This window comes from Parabacteroides chongii (assembly GCF_029581355.1).
Classification (GTDB): Bacteria; Bacteroidota; Bacteroidia; order Bacteroidales; family Tannerellaceae; genus Parabacteroides; species Parabacteroides chongii.
On the sequence record NZ_CP120849.1, the window covers coordinates 77,747 to 92,902 of the forward strand.

The 15,156-nt window shown below is 41.6% G+C and carries 12 protein-coding genes; 11 read left to right on the forward strand and 1 reads right to left on the reverse strand.

Features of this window, described 5'->3' with window-relative positions; all coding sequences use genetic code 11:
• Positions 1 to 91 precede the first annotated feature (91 nt).
• Positions 92 to 568 (reverse strand): cytidine deaminase, encoded by a 477-nt coding sequence (gene cdd / locus P3L47_RS00455; RefSeq protein WP_122362300.1) that lies wholly within the window; start codon positions 566 to 568, stop codon positions 92 to 94.
• An 80-nt stretch (positions 569 to 648) separates the two neighbouring features.
• On the opposite strand from cdd, the gene P3L47_RS00460 reads away from it, so the two are divergent.
• The 11 genes from P3L47_RS00460 to P3L47_RS00510 all read left to right on the forward strand — a co-directional run bounded on the left by P3L47_RS00460 (position 649) and on the right by P3L47_RS00510 (position 15,072).
• Complete coding sequence (locus P3L47_RS00460) at positions 649 to 1,380, forward strand: class I SAM-dependent methyltransferase (RefSeq protein ID WP_122362301.1); 732 nt, start codon at positions 649 to 651, stop codon at positions 1,378 to 1,380.
• 84 nt (positions 1,381 to 1,464) lie between these two features.
• On the forward strand, positions 1,465 to 2,370 hold the full coding sequence (locus tag P3L47_RS00465; protein WP_277782385.1) for a glucosaminidase domain-containing protein: 906 nt from the start codon (positions 1,465 to 1,467) through the stop codon (positions 2,368 to 2,370).
• A gap of 45 nt (positions 2,371 to 2,415) precedes the next feature.
• On the forward strand, positions 2,416 to 3,582 hold the full coding sequence (locus P3L47_RS00470) for an AIR synthase related protein (protein ID WP_122362303.1): 1,167 nt from the start codon (positions 2,416 to 2,418) through the stop codon (positions 3,580 to 3,582).
• Positions 3,583 to 3,590: 8 nt separating this feature from the next.
• Entirely contained in the window at positions 3,591 to 4,700 is a 1,110-nt protein-coding gene (gene prfA, locus P3L47_RS00475; RefSeq protein ID WP_122362304.1) for a peptide chain release factor 1, read from the forward strand.
• 27 nt (positions 4,701 to 4,727) lie between these two features.
• Positions 4,728 to 5,570 (forward strand): orotidine-5'-phosphate decarboxylase, encoded by an 843-nt coding sequence (gene pyrF, locus P3L47_RS00480; RefSeq protein ID WP_277782386.1) that lies wholly within the window; start codon positions 4,728 to 4,730, stop codon positions 5,568 to 5,570.
• Between the two features lie 88 nt (positions 5,571 to 5,658).
• Positions 5,659 to 6,699 (forward strand): UDP-3-O-(3-hydroxymyristoyl)glucosamine N-acyltransferase, encoded by a 1,041-nt coding sequence (lpxD, locus tag P3L47_RS00485; RefSeq protein ID WP_122362306.1) that lies wholly within the window; start codon positions 5,659 to 5,661, stop codon positions 6,697 to 6,699.
• 10 nt (positions 6,700 to 6,709) lie between these two features.
• Complete coding sequence (locus P3L47_RS00490; RefSeq protein WP_122362307.1) at positions 6,710 to 8,095, forward strand: bifunctional UDP-3-O-[3-hydroxymyristoyl] N-acetylglucosamine deacetylase/3-hydroxyacyl-ACP dehydratase; 1,386 nt, start codon at positions 6,710 to 6,712, stop codon at positions 8,093 to 8,095.
• A 13-nt stretch (positions 8,096 to 8,108) separates the two neighbouring features.
• Positions 8,109 to 8,894, forward strand: coding sequence for an acyl-ACP--UDP-N-acetylglucosamine O-acyltransferase (lpxA, locus tag P3L47_RS00495; protein ID WP_277782387.1), 786 nt, complete (start codon positions 8,109 to 8,111; stop codon positions 8,892 to 8,894).
• 163 nt (positions 8,895 to 9,057) lie between these two features.
• On the forward strand, positions 9,058 to 9,618 hold the full coding sequence (locus tag P3L47_RS00500; protein WP_122362309.1) for an IS1096 element passenger TnpR family protein: 561 nt from the start codon (positions 9,058 to 9,060) through the stop codon (positions 9,616 to 9,618).
• A 3-nt stretch (positions 9,619 to 9,621) separates the two neighbouring features.
• Positions 9,622 to 10,536 (forward strand): tRNA (adenosine(37)-N6)-dimethylallyltransferase MiaA, encoded by a 915-nt coding sequence (gene miaA, locus P3L47_RS00505; RefSeq protein ID WP_277782388.1) that lies wholly within the window; start codon positions 9,622 to 9,624, stop codon positions 10,534 to 10,536.
• Between the two features lie 498 nt (positions 10,537 to 11,034).
• The gene (locus P3L47_RS00510; protein ID WP_277782389.1) at positions 11,035 to 15,072 is read left to right on the forward strand and encodes a leucine-rich repeat domain-containing protein; all 4,038 of its coding nucleotides are present in this window, start codon (positions 11,035 to 11,037) and stop codon (positions 15,070 to 15,072) included.
• Positions 15,073 to 15,156 lie beyond the last annotated feature (84 nt).

Here is a 15,156-nt window from a genome sequence, read left to right on the forward strand (position 1 = left end):
TTCATTTACCAATAACGGGCACGAATGTCTTTAACCAGTTTCTTCAATACGAAATTGTGCATCCAATACAAATATGATTCTTTGCCATATTTCACAAAAGACTCTCTTTCCCAAAACAAAGCGGCAACAACGAAGCCGCACTCTCTGCCACCATCACTTCCTTCGTTCCGCAAAGCAACACCTTGACAGGCCGGCCATATCGCTGCTCCGTTTCCAGCAACACTTGCCGACAGGCACCGCAAGGCGAAATGCTCTCCACCTGCTTTCCGCCTGTTGCCGCAGCAATCGCCAAAGCCACAACAGGGATATCCGGATACTGATGCCCGGCATGAAATAAGGCTACCCGTTCGGCACACAAACCGGATGGATAAGCCGCATTCTCCTGATTACTTCCCGTCACAATCGTTCCGTCCGCCAACAAGACCGCCGCACCGACATGAAACTTTGAATAAGGAGCATACGAATGTTCCGTCGCTTTCAAGGCAGCACGCACCAATGGCTGTTCTTCATCCGAAACTTCGTTTAACGGATAAACTGCTATTTTTGTTTCCAGTCTGATTTCCTTCATACAATCAAAATATTACTGGAAACAAAGATAGTAAATTTGTATCTTTGCCAGATAATTTATCCATAAATCAATTTCAGTAGATGCAAACATCACTACTCACACCCGATAAAGACCCGATGGGCGCGGCAATCGCCGATTATTATGCAAATGGGAAAGCGACTAAACTTCGTGTATTCTCTTCTATGTTTGACGAAGATGAAATACCGGTCAAGCAGCTGTTTCGTTGCTTTGAAGAAATGCCGGCGACGGAACAGGAAGCCCTTCGTCTGAGTAGCGGAAAGATACTCGACGTCGGTGCCGGCAGCGGATGCCACTCACTTGCCTTGCAGGAAATGGGGAAAGAGGTGAAGGCCATCGACATCTCTCCACTCTCGGTCGACATCATGCAGAAGAGAGGAGTGAAAGATGCCAGCTTGCAGAACTTCTTCAGCGAGCAGTTCACAGGTTCGTTCGACACGATCCTATTATTGATGAACGGTTCGGGAATTGTAGGTAAGATCAGTAATCTTCCGGCTTTCTTTCATACACTGAAACGCCTGCTGGCACCGGGAGGCTGCCTGTTAATGGATTCTTCCGACCTGCGTTACCTGTTTGAAGACGAAGATGGCAATCTCGAAATAGATATGGAAGACGATTATTACGGCGAAGTAGATTTTCGCATGCAATATAAGAACATCAAAGGCGATCGGTTCGATTGGTTATACATAGATTTTCAAACGCTCAGCCTGCATGCCGCCAACAATGGGTTTAAAGCTGAAAAGATACAGGAAGGGGAACACTATGATTATCTGGCTAAAATTAGCAGCATATAAACCAGTATTTTATAGATTATTTAGAAGAATAATATATCCAGCTTCATTATCTTTGCGAAAATAAATACTTTAGAGAGCTCTTTTATGAAACTAACGATACGTATTTTTTGCCTTTTATTTTTCATTGCGACATTTGCGGAAGCAGCAACCCATAGGAAAATACCTTCCTACGAAAAATATATAAAGACATACAGCGCCCTGGCTGTGGAACAACAAAGACAATACCGGATCCCTGCCAGTATTACGCTTGCACAGGGATTGCTTGAATCCGGTGCCGGTCAAAGCGACCTGGCACGCCGTTCGAACAACCACTTCGGCATCAAATGTCACTCGGACTGGCGTGGCGGACGTGTATATCATGACGATGACCTGCGCGGAGAATGTTTCCGGAAGTACAAACGGGTGGAAGATTCGTATGAAGATCATTCCAAATTTCTGAAACGCTCGCGTTATGAATCATTGTTCCGTTTGAAGATCACCGATTACAAAGGCTGGGCGAGAGGTCTTCAGAAGTGTGGTTACGCCACCGACCGTGCTTATGCGAACAAATTAATCAAAGTTATTGAAGATTACGAGCTCTATCGTTACGATTCAGGAAAAATACAGAAACCGACACATCAGGAAAAGAAAAAACAAAAATATCCGTCAGTCAGCTACACAATCTACAAAACATTCGGATTGCTGTATGTCTATGCCAAAGAGAATGACAGCTTCGACCAAATAGCACGCAACCTGGACTTCAGCGTCAGAGAACTGAAAAAGTTCAATGAAGTGCCGGAAGACTTCCCGTTGCAGAAAGGTGATATCGTCTATTTGGAAAAGAAGAAGAAAAAGGCAGACAAACCTCATTACGACCATGTTGTACAAATCGGAGAATCCATGCACAGCATCGCACAGAAATACGGAATACAGATCAAGAGCCTGTATAAGATGAATAAAAAAGACAAAGATTACGTTCCTGAAGAAGGAGATGTGCTTAAACTTAGATAAGTAACATAAAAAAATAGTATCTTTGCAGCCAAATATGTAAAAACAATGAGTGACCAACGTTACAACCTTCGCGGTGTATCCGCTTCAAAAGAAGATGTTCACAATGCAATAAAGAACATCGACAAGGGTATATTCCCTAAAGCATTTTGTAAGATCATCCCCGATATATTAGGCGGTGATCCTGAATATTGCAACATTATGCATGCTGACGGAGCCGGAACGAAATCATCCCTGGCTTACATGTACTGGAAAGAAACCGGTGACCTGTCTGTATGGAAAGGTATTGCCCAGGATGCACTGATCATGAACATCGACGACTTGCTGTGTGTAGGCGCAGTAGACAATATACTTGTTTCTTCCACCATCGGACGTAATAAACTGTTGATCCCGGGAGAAGTAATCTCCGCCATCATCAACGGAACGGACGAACTGCTGGCCGAACTGCGCGAAATGGGCGTAGGCTGCTATGCAACCGGAGGCGAGACTGCCGATGTGGGCGATCTGGTTCGCACCATCATTGTAGACAGCACCGTAACCTGCCGCATGAAACGTGCGAATGTGGTTGACAACAGTAATATACAAGGTGGAGACGTAATTGTCGGCATGGCTTCTTACGGACAAGCCACCTACGAAAAAGAATATAACGGCGGAACCGGCAGCAACGGTCTGACCTCTGCACGCCACGACGTATTTGCCAAATATCTGGCAACAAAATATCCGGAAAGTTATGATGCAGCCGTTCCCGGCGAACTGGTTTATTCGGGCGGACTGAAACTGACCGACCAGATCGAAGAACTGGGTATCGATGCCGGTAAACTGGTGCTCTCTCCTACCCGCACATACGCTCCTGTGATCAAAGTGTTGCTGGACAAACTGCGTCCGCAGATCCACGGTATGGTACACTGCTCCGGCGGAGCACAAACCAAAGTGATGCACTTTGTAGAAAACAAACGTGTGACAAAGAACAACCTGTTCCCTGTCCCTCCTCTTTTCCGTATCATTCAGGAACAGAGCGGAACGGATTGGAGCGAAATGTATAAAGTGTTCAACATGGGTCACCGTATGGAAGTTTACCTGTCACCTGAACATGCTGAAGAAGTGATCAGCATTGCCAAGAGCTTCAACATCGATGCACAGGTAGTTGGCTTCGTGGAAGAAGCAGATAAAAACGAATTGATCATTGAAAGCGAAAAAGGTCGCTTCGTATATTAATCTGATAAATGGCCGATAATAGTTTATTAGGAAGACTGGACGGATTAGTGAGCCGTTTTGAAGAAGTCGGGACTCTGATCACCGACCCGGCAGTGATTGCCGATATGAAACGGTTTGTAAAGCTCAATAAAGAGTACCGCGATCTGGAGAAGATCGTGGCTACCCGTAGCGAATATGTCAATACATTAAATGGAATAAAAGAAGCACGCCAATTACTGGAAACGGAGCAGGACCCCGAAATGAGGGAGATTGCCCGTGAAGAACTGGATACGTGCAATGCCCGTATTCCGGAGCTGGAAGAGGAGATCAAGTTACTGCTTGTCCCCAGCGATCCGGAAGACGACAAGAATGCCATCGTTGAAATACGCGGCGGAACAGGAGGCGATGAAGCTGCCCTGTTTGCCGGCGACTTGTATCGTATGTATATGAAGTACTGCGAAACCAAAGGATGGAAAGTCGCCCTGTCGAGTTGCAGCGAAGGTTCATCGGGCGGATATAAGGAAATAATCTTTACCGTCAGCGGTGAAAAAGCATACGGTACGCTTAAATATGAATCGGGTGTACACCGCGTTCAGCGCGTGCCCAGCACAGAGACACAGGGACGTGTACACACTTCAGCAGCCACCGTGGCCGTGCTCCCCGAAGCAGACGAGTTTGATGTTGAAATTAATGAAGGTGAAATTAAATGGGATACTTTCCGCTCGGGAGGTGCCGGCGGCCAGAATGTGAATAAGGTTGAATCAGGCGTGCGCTTGCGTTATGTCTGGAAAAACCCGAACACCGGCGTGAGCGAAGAGATCCTGATCGAATGTACGGAGACGCGTGACCAGCCGAAAAACAAGGAACGCGCGCTCACCCGCCTGCGTTCTTTTATCTATGACAAAGAACATCAGAAATACCTGGACGACATTGCCAACAAACGCAAGACAATGGTTTCGTCGGGCGATAGATCCGCGAAGATCCGGACATACAACTATCCGCAAGGACGTATCACCGATCATCGTATCAACTACACAATTTATAACTTATCTGCTTTCATGGATGGCGATATACAATCCTGCATCGACCAACTGACCGTTGCCGAAAATGCAGAACGTCTGAAAGAGGCCGAACTATAACAGTTTCACTATTTGACACAAGACAAGATGAACAAGCAACAATTATTCGAGAACATCAAAAAGAAACAATCTTTCCTTTGCGTTGGATTGGATACCGATATAAAGAAAATCCCGCAGCATTTACTTTCTGAAGAAGATCCGATCTTCACTTTCAACAAAGCGATTATAGATGCTACAGCCGACTATTGCGTAGCTTACAAACCCAATCTGGCTTTCTACGAAAGTCTGGGTGTGAAAGGAATGCTTGCATTTGAAAAGACAGTCACTTACCTGCGTGAGAATTATCCGGACCAGTTCATTATTGCTGACGCGAAACGTGGCGACATCGGTAACACTTCCGAGATGTATGCCCGCTCTTTCTTCGATCATATCAAAGTTGATGCCGTAACAGTAGCACCTTATATGGGTGAAGATAGCGTGAAACCGTTCCTGATCTATCCGGAAGCATGGGTGATCCTGCTGGCTCTGACATCCAACAAGGGGTCACTGGATTTCCAAATGACAGAAGATGCCAACGGCGAACGTCTGTTTGAAAAAGTATTGAAGAAATCGCAGGATTGGGCTACCGACGAACAGATGATGTACGTTGTCGGCGCGACACAGGGAAAAATGTTCCTGGATATCCGCAAACATGCCCCCAACCATTTCCTTTTAGTACCGGGTGTCGGTGCACAGGGAGGCAGTCTGCAGGAAGTTGCCCAGTACGGAATGAACGATCAGTGCGGTTTGCTTGTTAATTCTTCACGTGCGATCATTTACGTAGATAAATCAGAAAAATTCGCATCATTTGCCCGTGAAGCAGCACAGGCTGTACAGCGTGAAATGGCAGGATATCTGCATGATAAGGGAATTATTCCCTGCAAAGCATAGGCTATCCCAATAATTTTCACCATTTTTGCAAACTGCTTTGTTCTTAGTGGAGCAGTCTCAATTCAAATACAATATAACAAAATAAGTAATGGAGTTATCAGCCCAACAAATAGCGGACTTTCTTGGCGGAACCGTTGATGGCAACCCTGAAGTGAAAGTCAGCAACTTCTCAAAAATAGAAGAAGGACAACCCGGAACACTGACGTTCCTGGCAAATCCTAAGTACGAACATTATATCTATAATACAGAAGCGAGCATTGTTCTGGTGAATAACGACTTTTCTCCGGCTGAACAAGTTACCGCTACTTTAGTAAAAGTAGAAAATGCTTATTCTGCTCTTGCCATGTTACTCAACCTGGTAGAACAGTCCAAACCTAAAAAGACCGGAGTTTCTTCAACCGCGTTCATCGCAGCCTCTGCCACACTGGGAGACGATTGCTTTGTCGGCAATTTTGCCTATATCGGCGAAAATGTCCGGCTGGGGAAGAACTGCCTGATATATCCTAACACATATATCGGTGATAACGTGACTATCGGAGATAACTGCATTCTTTATCCGCACACGACCATCTACAACGGATGTAAGATCGGTAATAACTGTATCCTGCATGCCGGTTCGGTAATTGGTTCGGACGGATTCGGGTTTGCTCCCGAAGGAGAAAATTACAAGAAGATCCCGCAGTTGGGAAATGTCGTGCTGGAAGACAATGTTGAAGTTGGTGCCAACACGACGATCGACCGTGCCGTAATGGGTTCTACCATCATTCACAAAGGCGTGAAGCTGGATAATCTGGTACAAATCGCCCACAATGTGGAAGTCGGAGAAAATACGGTAATGGCAGCCCAGGTCGGCATCGCCGGTTCTGTCAAGATCGGCAGTCATTGTATGTTCGGCGGGCAGGTAGGCCTGGCAGGACATATCCATATCGCCGACCATGTGGTATTCGGTGCACAGGCGGGTGTGATCAGCGACATTAAGGAAGCAAAGACCGTACTGGGTGCTCCTGCCATCGATGCGAAAAACTTCATGCGTTCGAGTGCCATATTCAACCGTCTGCCGGATATGTATCGCACCATGGGACAGTTACAACGCGAGATCGAACAATTAAAGAAAGAAATTAATAAATAATTATATACGTATGCAGAAACAAAAGACGCTAGCCAAGAGTTTCTCGATGCAAGGCAAAGGCTTGCATACCGGACTGGACATTCAGATTACGTTCAACCCGGCACCAGAAAACCACGGATACAAAATTAAACGTGTTGACCTGGAAGGAGAACCTGTTATCGATGCATTGGCAGAAAACGTGGCCAGCACACAAAGAGGTACCGTTCTGTCAAAGAACGGCATTCAGATCAGCACTGTTGAACATGCTATGGCAGCCTTATATGCCTATGAGATCGACAACTGCCTGATTGAAGTGAACGCTCCGGAATTTCCGATCCTGGACGGCAGCTCACGCTTCTTCTCAGAAGAAATCCGGACAGCAGGAATCGTTGAACAAAACGCTCCGAAAGACTTCTATATTGTAAAGCATAAAATCGAAGTAAAAGACGAAGAAACTGGTTCTTCGCTGATCATCCTTCCGGATGAAAAGTTCAGCGTAAATGTTCTGATCTCTTTCAATTCTCCGGTATTGTCAAACCAGTTCGCTACATTGAACGATCTGAGCGAATTTCCGGAAGAAATTGCAGCTTCCCGCACATTCGTATTTGTACGCGAAGTGGAAATGCTTCGCCAGAACAACCTTATCAAAGGAGGTGACCTGGACAACGCGATTGTTATCTATGACCAAAAGATGCCGCAGGAAACACTGGACAAGCTGGCAGACGAAGTAGGTATTCCTCACAAAGATGTACACGAACTGGGTTATATCAACAATAAACCGCTGGTGTTCGACAACGAGCCTGCCCGTCACAAACTGATCGACGTACTCGGCGACCTGGCACTGATCGGCAAACCTATCCGCGGACGTATCATCGCAACCCGTCCGGGTCACAAGATCAACAACCAACTGGCCCGCATGATCCGCAAGGACATCAAGCTGAACGAGGTACAGGCTCCGGTTTACGATCCGAACGCGGAACCGATTATGGATATCAACCGCATCCGCGAACTACTTCCCCACCGTTACCCGTTCCTGCTGGTCGACAAGATCATCGAGATCGGCGGCAACTACATTGTCGGAGTAAAAAATATCACTACAAACGAACCGTTCTTTACCGGACACTTCCCGCAGGAACCTGTTACACCGGGTGTATTGCTGGTTGAAGCAATGGCACAGACAGGAGGTTTGCTCGTTCTGAATTCAGTAGACGAGCCGGAACGTTATTCGACTTACTTCATGAAAATCGACGGCGTGAAATTCCGTCAGAAAGTAGTTCCCGGAGATACGCTGATCCTGCGTTTGGAACTGCTGGCTCCTATCCGTCGCGGTATTTCAACGATGAAAGGTTACATCTTCGTAGGCGACAAGCTGGTTTGCGAAGCCGAATTTATGGCTCAGATCATTAAAAACAAATAATATAAAGAAGGCAATGAATCAATCCCCTTTAGCAGTCGTTCATCCCGAAGCAAAGATCGGTGAGAATGTAACGATAGATCCTTTTGCAGTAATTGAAAAGGATGTAGTAATAGGCGACAATTGTCATATATATTCACATGCAGTCATTCTCAACGGGGCACGGATCGGAAACAACTGTTCCATTTTCCCGGGAGCTGTAATTGCCGGTATTCCACAAGACTTGAAGTTCAACGGAGAACAGACAACCGCAGAAGTCGGAAACAATACGACGATCCGCGAATGTGTTACGATCAACCGCGGAACAGCTTCAAAGGGAAAAACCGTTGTCGGAAACGATTGCCTGATCATGGCATATTCCCATATTGCACACGACTGCGTACTGAAAGATCATATCATCATCGGGAATGCTTCCCAGATAGCCGGAGAAGTGGAGATTGACGATTTTGCTATTGTCAGCGGCGGCAGTCTGGTTCACCAGTTTACCCGCATATCGAAACATGTGATGGTTCAGGGTGGTTCACGTATCGGTAAAGATATTCCTCCTTATACACTGATCGGCCGCGATCCGATCGTTTACTGCGGTATCAATATCGTAGGATTACGCCGTCGCGGATTCACCAATCAACAAGTGTTCCTGATCCAAGATATCTACCGCACATTATACACCCGCGGTCTGAACAATACGGAAGCGCTGAAAGCGATCGAAACCGAATACGAACCCAGCATGGAAAGAGACTTGATACTCAACTTTATAAAAACTTCCGAACGTGGTATCGTCAGAGGTTCCATCGATGAGTAAACGGTAAGAAATACAAACTATTTCAAAAGGCTGTCAGCTTCTTTCAGGACTGACAGCCTTTTGTATTTATTTACTTCATGTAATACGCCTCTTTTTTTAGACTGTTATATATGGGTATTGATATTTTTTACTACTTTTGAACCAACAAAAAACTAAAAAGACTATGGTATTCAGATTCCTCATTCTATCAGATGAAGTAGATGACTTCAAACGCGAAATCAAGATTGATGCGGAAGCAACTTTCCTTGACCTGCACGATGCCATCCTGAACTCGGTTGGCTACACAAAAGATCAAATGTGCTCTTTCTTTATTTGTGACGACGATTGGAGTAAAAATACAGAAATTACATTAGTAGAAATGGACACCACTTCGGAAGTGGATAACTATATAATGGAGGAAACTCGCCTGGAAGAGTTGCTTGAAGACGAACACCAAAAACTTATGTTCGTTTTCGACTACATGACTGAACGCGCTTTCTTCATGGAACTCCGTGAGATCGAGCCGGGTAAGGATCTCGATAAAGCTGTCATCAGCAAATCGATCGGCCTCCCTCCTGCTCAGACAGTCGACTTCGACCAGTTCGAAGCCAAGAACACGAGTACAGAAATCGGAGAAGATTTCTACGGAGATTCAGAATACGACATCGATGAACTGGATAAGGAAGGTTTCGAAGGCTTAGGCGACGGACCGATGGATAACCCGTACGACGACGAGCGTTTTTAATAGATGAACTCCCTTGTCATATTACTCGGGCCGACAGGAGTCGGAAAAACCGAATTGAGCCTGCGTGTGGCAGAACATTTCGGTTCTCCTATTATTTCATCCGACTCCCGTCAGCTCTATAAAGACCTGCCTATCGGTACTGCCGCTCCTACTCCGGAGCAAATGGCAAGAGTCAGACATTACATGGTCGGAACGTTGAACCTGACCGATTATTACAGTGCCAGCAACTTTGAAGAAGACGTTATTTCCCTTTTAAATACACTTCACCAGACAACCCCGACAGTGGTTATGACCGGTGGTTCCATGATGTACATCGATGCCGTATGTAAAGGGATCGATGATATTCCGACTGTCACTCCCGCGATACGGGAAGAAATTTATACCCAGTTCGAGCATGAAGGATTGGAAAATATTCTGCAGGAATTAAAAGAAGCAGACCCAGTGCATTATGGAGAAGTAGACCGGATGAACTACAAACGGGTTATCCATGCGGTCGAGATTTGCCGTATGACGGGAAAGCCGTATTCTTCTTTTCGCACAAACAGCAAAAAAGAACGTCCGTTCCGGATCATCAAAATAGGATTGACACGTGATCGTGAAGAGTTATACGACCGCATTAACTACCGTGTCGACCAGATGATGACAGACGGTTTACTGGAAGAGGCCCGCAAAGTATATCCTTTCCGTCATTTAAATTCTCTTAATACCGTCGGTTACAAAGAATTATTCAATTATTTTGACGGCGAATGGTCGCTTGACCTGGCCATCGAAAAAATCAAACGCAACTCCCGCGTCTATGCCCGCAAGCAAATGACCTGGTTCAAGCGCGACGAAGAGATTGAATGGTTCCATCCGGAACAGGAAACAGAGATTATAAACTTCATTGAAGAGACAATATCTTCGTCTCATAATTTGTAAAAGTCAGAAGACTTCACTAAGCACTCCAAAATTACTTATTAAGTAAGCCTCAACTTACTCACCGAGTAACCTCTGAGCTACTTACTAAGTAGACTTTGATTTACTTATCGAGTAAGTCAGAGTTTACTTAGTAAGTAGGTTTAACAATCAATTTCTTTGAAAAGAAAGATTTTGATGCAGTACATCCTTAATACTTAAATATTTTTCTTTACTTTTGTAATAATTCCAAGTAGCAACCAAGCGTGGCTTCGAACGGAAGGACATATTAGAAAGCGAAAAGCGTTTACGATATTATTCCTAATTCAGAAAATCGCCAATTTTCAATCACAGAGGAATAATAGACAATGAATGCTTGCGCTCTGTTTGTATACTTATTTGTTATAGGATAAGATTTATACATTATAGAGCGCGGGCTGTTGTTTTATTATCTCTGTGATGGGTGTTTGGCGATACCTCTGAATTGGATAATTGAATGACAGTTCCCGCGCTTTTCTTATTATGAAATTCTTAGATAGTACCAACCGGAGGGAACAGGGTGGCGTAGATAGGGTTATGAAAAGATTAATGATTTTATTTTTGTTGTTTATTTCTACTTGTTTTATTGGAAAGGGACAAGACTCCAAACCTATTTTGAATATTCATGTAGCAGAAGCTGGTACATTAGATCAAATATCTGTTACAGTGCCTCCTTGTATTGATACGGGAGGATCGTCTTTCATGTGTAAGTTAGATGTAAAAATAACAGGAGAGTTAAATGAGAAAGATTTCCGAACTCTCTCCCAATTATTAGAACACAAATGGTTTGATCTTGATTTATCAGAAGTAAATTTAACAGAAATACCTCGAAAAGCCTTTATGATTAAGGGTGGAACAAATGAAGGGAGTACTGTTTGCGATGCATGGGTACAAAAAATAACACTACCATCCACACTAATTAAAATAAACGATTTAGCTTTTGCCAAGTGTGAATATTTAAAAGAGGTAGATTTATCTAAATGTACAAAATTAAACTATGTGGGATATATGGCTTTTGGGAGTTGTGAAAATTTATTGTCTATAGATTTGAGTAATTGTACAGAATTAAAAATTTTAGGCAATAATGCAGGTTCTATTGGACCTTTTAATGAATGTAAAAGACTAAAACAAATGATATTACCTCCAAATTTAGAAATCATAGACAGTGACACATTTCGCTCTTGTGATTTAGAAGAAATAGAAATGCCCTCTTCTGTAAAACAAATTAAATCGGGGGCTTTTGACATATATAATTTAAGAGAAATAAAAATGTATTCATATGAACCTCCTGTAATATCCCAAAATACATTTACCTCAGAGATTACAAAGAATGCAACTCTTAAAGTTCCTTCCGGTCAATCATCTAAATATAAAGAAGCTGAACATTGGAAAGAATTTTTATCAATAGAGGAATACAATCCCAATGGTGGAGATCTTATTCATCACTCAATACAAGTTTCTTATAATGAAGGATCTGTAAAACTTAATGATAACTATATAGAAAATGGATCTTCCGTCTCTGTTACAGACCAAACTGATATTCGACTATTAATCCAACCTAAAACGAATTATCACTTAAAACAAGTAATGGTAAATGATAAAGATATGACAGGGCAAGTAAAAGATAAATTGTTAACGCTACTTTCAGTGTCTTGTGATCAAATAATAACAATCACTTTTGAATTAAATATTTATACTGTACAAGTTTTTTATAATAATGAAGGTGGAACGGTAAAGGTGAATGATGATATTGTTACTTCCGGTCTTCCGTCTTCGGTCACAGCATTAACTAACGTAGAAGTAGCAATAACTCCTAAAACCGGTTACCATATTGAAAAAGTTTTACGGCTCTATACAGATGTAACCAATCAATTAGCAAATAATATACTCACTATCTCATCTATTTCTGCCAATACAGAACTCACAGTCAGATTTGAACAAGACGCTCCAATAAATCATACAGTAAAAGTATCTTATAACGAAGGTGGAAAGGTCAAAATAAATAATACCCTTGTAACTAACGGTGCACCTATTCCTTTTGACGATAAAGCAGATATTCAATTATCAATCATACCCGATACAGATTATCACCTAGAGCAAGTAATAGTCGGGAGTACTGATATGACCCAAGAGGTTAAAAACAATCTGTTACTACTCTCTGCCATATCCGAAGACAAGGATATTAAAATCACTTTTAAAAAGAATGTACCGGCAAGTTATACTTTTAGAGTCCAATATCTTGGATCGGGAAATGGAACTATCAAAGTAGATGGAGAAGTTGCACGAAATGGATTAATTAAAACCATTCCTGCTAATTCTAAAATAGAAATAGAATTATTACCAGATGAAGGCTATTATATTGCCCGTGCAAAAGTTGGTACTACAGATATAACAAATCAGTTAATAAACAACAGATATACAATCCCCTATCTTTCAAGCGATTCGTACATCTCTGTCACTTTTGAAAAAATACCGACATATTATTTAAATATAAAAATGGAAGGAGGATACAGTGATATTAAAATAGATGATCAACTCGTAACCAATTCCACCCAAGTTACAGGTATAAAAGAAAGTTGTTCGCTTTATTTTAAACCCAGTATATATTATAACATAAAAAATGTAACTTTGGGTGAGACAAATATCACAAATCAAATAAAAGACGGGAGGTATAAAATAGAATCAATTAATTCTGACCTTACGCTAAAAATTGAATATATCCGGAAGCAATACACATTATCTGTAAACATTCAAGGTGCAGATAAAATTCAAATAAATGGAGAAGATATAACAAATGGAAGCTCAATCACCACAAACTCCGGATATAATCGCATTGATATATCTTCTGAATATTATTTAATAAAACAAGTTTTGTTAGATAATGAAATTATAAAAAAAGGACCTAGTGGTTATATAGAAATAAGCATGGATAGTGATAAGAAATTAACTATTATTGCAGAACTACGAGAAAAAAGAGAAGTCTCTCTGACATCAGAAGAACCAGGGACATTGGCATCACATCTTTCTGAGGAAGACATGAAAATGGTGACAGATCTCAATATAAGTGGAGAAATAGATCAAAGAGATTTTCTTGTATTGAACCAAATGCAATCTTTATATAAATTGAATTTGATAGTAACAATAAGAGAATACAATAATTATCCAGCTAACACAATACCAGAAAATGCTTTTCATAATAATAAAACCATAAAAATGATTGATCTTTCTAATTCAATAGAAGCTATAGGAAAACAAGCATTTTGGGGTTCAGTAATATCTCATATTAAAAAATACGATGAAAACTTGACAAAAATAGGAGAAGAAGCATTTAAAGATTGCCAGTATCTCATTACTATACCTTCTACTTATAATGTCCCTGTTATAGAAAAAAGTACTTTTGAGAATTGCTCTAGTTTATCGGCTTTACCTTCTTTATACAATTTAATAGAGGTGAAAGAATCGGCATTTAGAAATTGTAAGAACCTGTCTGTAGATTTAGGATCATCTTTAGAGCGTATAGGCAACTATGCTTTTGAAAATGTGAAAGAAATAAATACATTTCCTGTTTTTCAAGGTGAAGCAAAGTTATCATATATAGGTATAGATGCTTTTAAAGGAACTCAAAATAACCGTTTTGACTTTAGTAACTACCCATATTTACAAGAACTACCAAATTTCGAGGGAAGTTCTAATTTAAACCATATAACATTCCCTCCGAACGTAAAAGAAGTTCCTGCCAATACATTTAAAGGTTGTACCTCTTTACAAGAGGTGTACATGAATAATAAAATAGAACGTATCGCAGAAAATGCTTTTTGCGATAGTAACGGTATTTCTTATTTATATGTTCCCGTAAATAACACACCGGAAATTTCCACAAATAGTTTTAGTGAATTCTGTTATATTAATGCTGCACTCATAGTACCGACTGACTACATGTATTTCTATCGCCACCATGCAGTTTGGAGTAAGTTCACTGAGATAAAACATTTAGGGAATGATTCCCATAGGCAAATTAGTGCAACTATTTCGGAGGGAGGACATGTTTTGTCAAAAGCGGAAGAGGATATGTATCCTAATAACACTTTTGATACTGGTAGTTACAATTCTATTTCATACCCAACATCTTCACGTGTAGAGTTTATAGTTGAAATAGACAAAGGATATTCTATCGAATCCATTATCCTAAACGGAGAAGATATTACAAATACAATGGATAACAATAATAAATTCATCATTCCAAATCTAATGGTTGATTCTCACCTGGAGGTCAAATTCAAAAAAGAAGAAGATCCAACTGGCACAGAAACTATACATATCAATAAGCGTATTTATCTTTCCGGTTCTAACCAACTGGTATTTTCCGATTTCAAAATCGGTACTCATGCCATTGTGTTTGATGCCAGCGGACGTATGATTAAACAAATAACAATACGCAATAACATGGAAAGAATCGATTTACCAGGTAGAGGTATTTATTTTGTACGAGTGGAAAATAAATCGACCAAAATCATTCTATAGCTTATAATTTTTCTAATCTCTCTAATAAAAAAAGCAGCCTGTATGTTTACGATCAAAAACATACAGGCTGCTTTTTTCTATAGC

Excerpts from the sequence above, each read along its gene's own strand:
- cdd (WP_122362300.1), bottom strand. The coding sequence starts at position 568 with ATGAAGGAAATCAGACTGGAAACAAAAATAGCAGTTTATCCGTTAAAC.
- P3L47_RS00460 (WP_122362301.1), top strand. The coding sequence starts at position 649 with ATGCAAACATCACTACTCACACCCGATAAAGACCCGATGGGCGCGGCA.
- P3L47_RS00465 (WP_277782385.1), top strand. The coding sequence starts at position 1,465 with ATGAAACTAACGATACGTATTTTTTGCCTTTTATTTTTCATTGCGACA.
- P3L47_RS00470 (WP_122362303.1), top strand. The coding sequence starts at position 2,416 with ATGAGTGACCAACGTTACAACCTTCGCGGTGTATCCGCTTCAAAAGAA.
- prfA (WP_122362304.1), top strand. The coding sequence starts at position 3,591 with ATGGCCGATAATAGTTTATTAGGAAGACTGGACGGATTAGTGAGCCGT.
- pyrF (WP_277782386.1), top strand. The coding sequence starts at position 4,728 with ATGAACAAGCAACAATTATTCGAGAACATCAAAAAGAAACAATCTTTC.
- lpxD (WP_122362306.1), top strand. The coding sequence starts at position 5,659 with ATGGAGTTATCAGCCCAACAAATAGCGGACTTTCTTGGCGGAACCGTT.
- P3L47_RS00490 (WP_122362307.1), top strand. The coding sequence starts at position 6,710 with ATGCAGAAACAAAAGACGCTAGCCAAGAGTTTCTCGATGCAAGGCAAA.
- lpxA (WP_277782387.1), top strand. The coding sequence starts at position 8,109 with ATGAATCAATCCCCTTTAGCAGTCGTTCATCCCGAAGCAAAGATCGGT.
- P3L47_RS00500 (WP_122362309.1), top strand. The coding sequence starts at position 9,058 with ATGGTATTCAGATTCCTCATTCTATCAGATGAAGTAGATGACTTCAAA.
- miaA (WP_277782388.1), top strand. The coding sequence starts at position 9,622 with ATGAACTCCCTTGTCATATTACTCGGGCCGACAGGAGTCGGAAAAACC.
- P3L47_RS00510 (WP_277782389.1), top strand. The coding sequence starts at position 11,035 with ATGAAATTCTTAGATAGTACCAACCGGAGGGAACAGGGTGGCGTAGAT.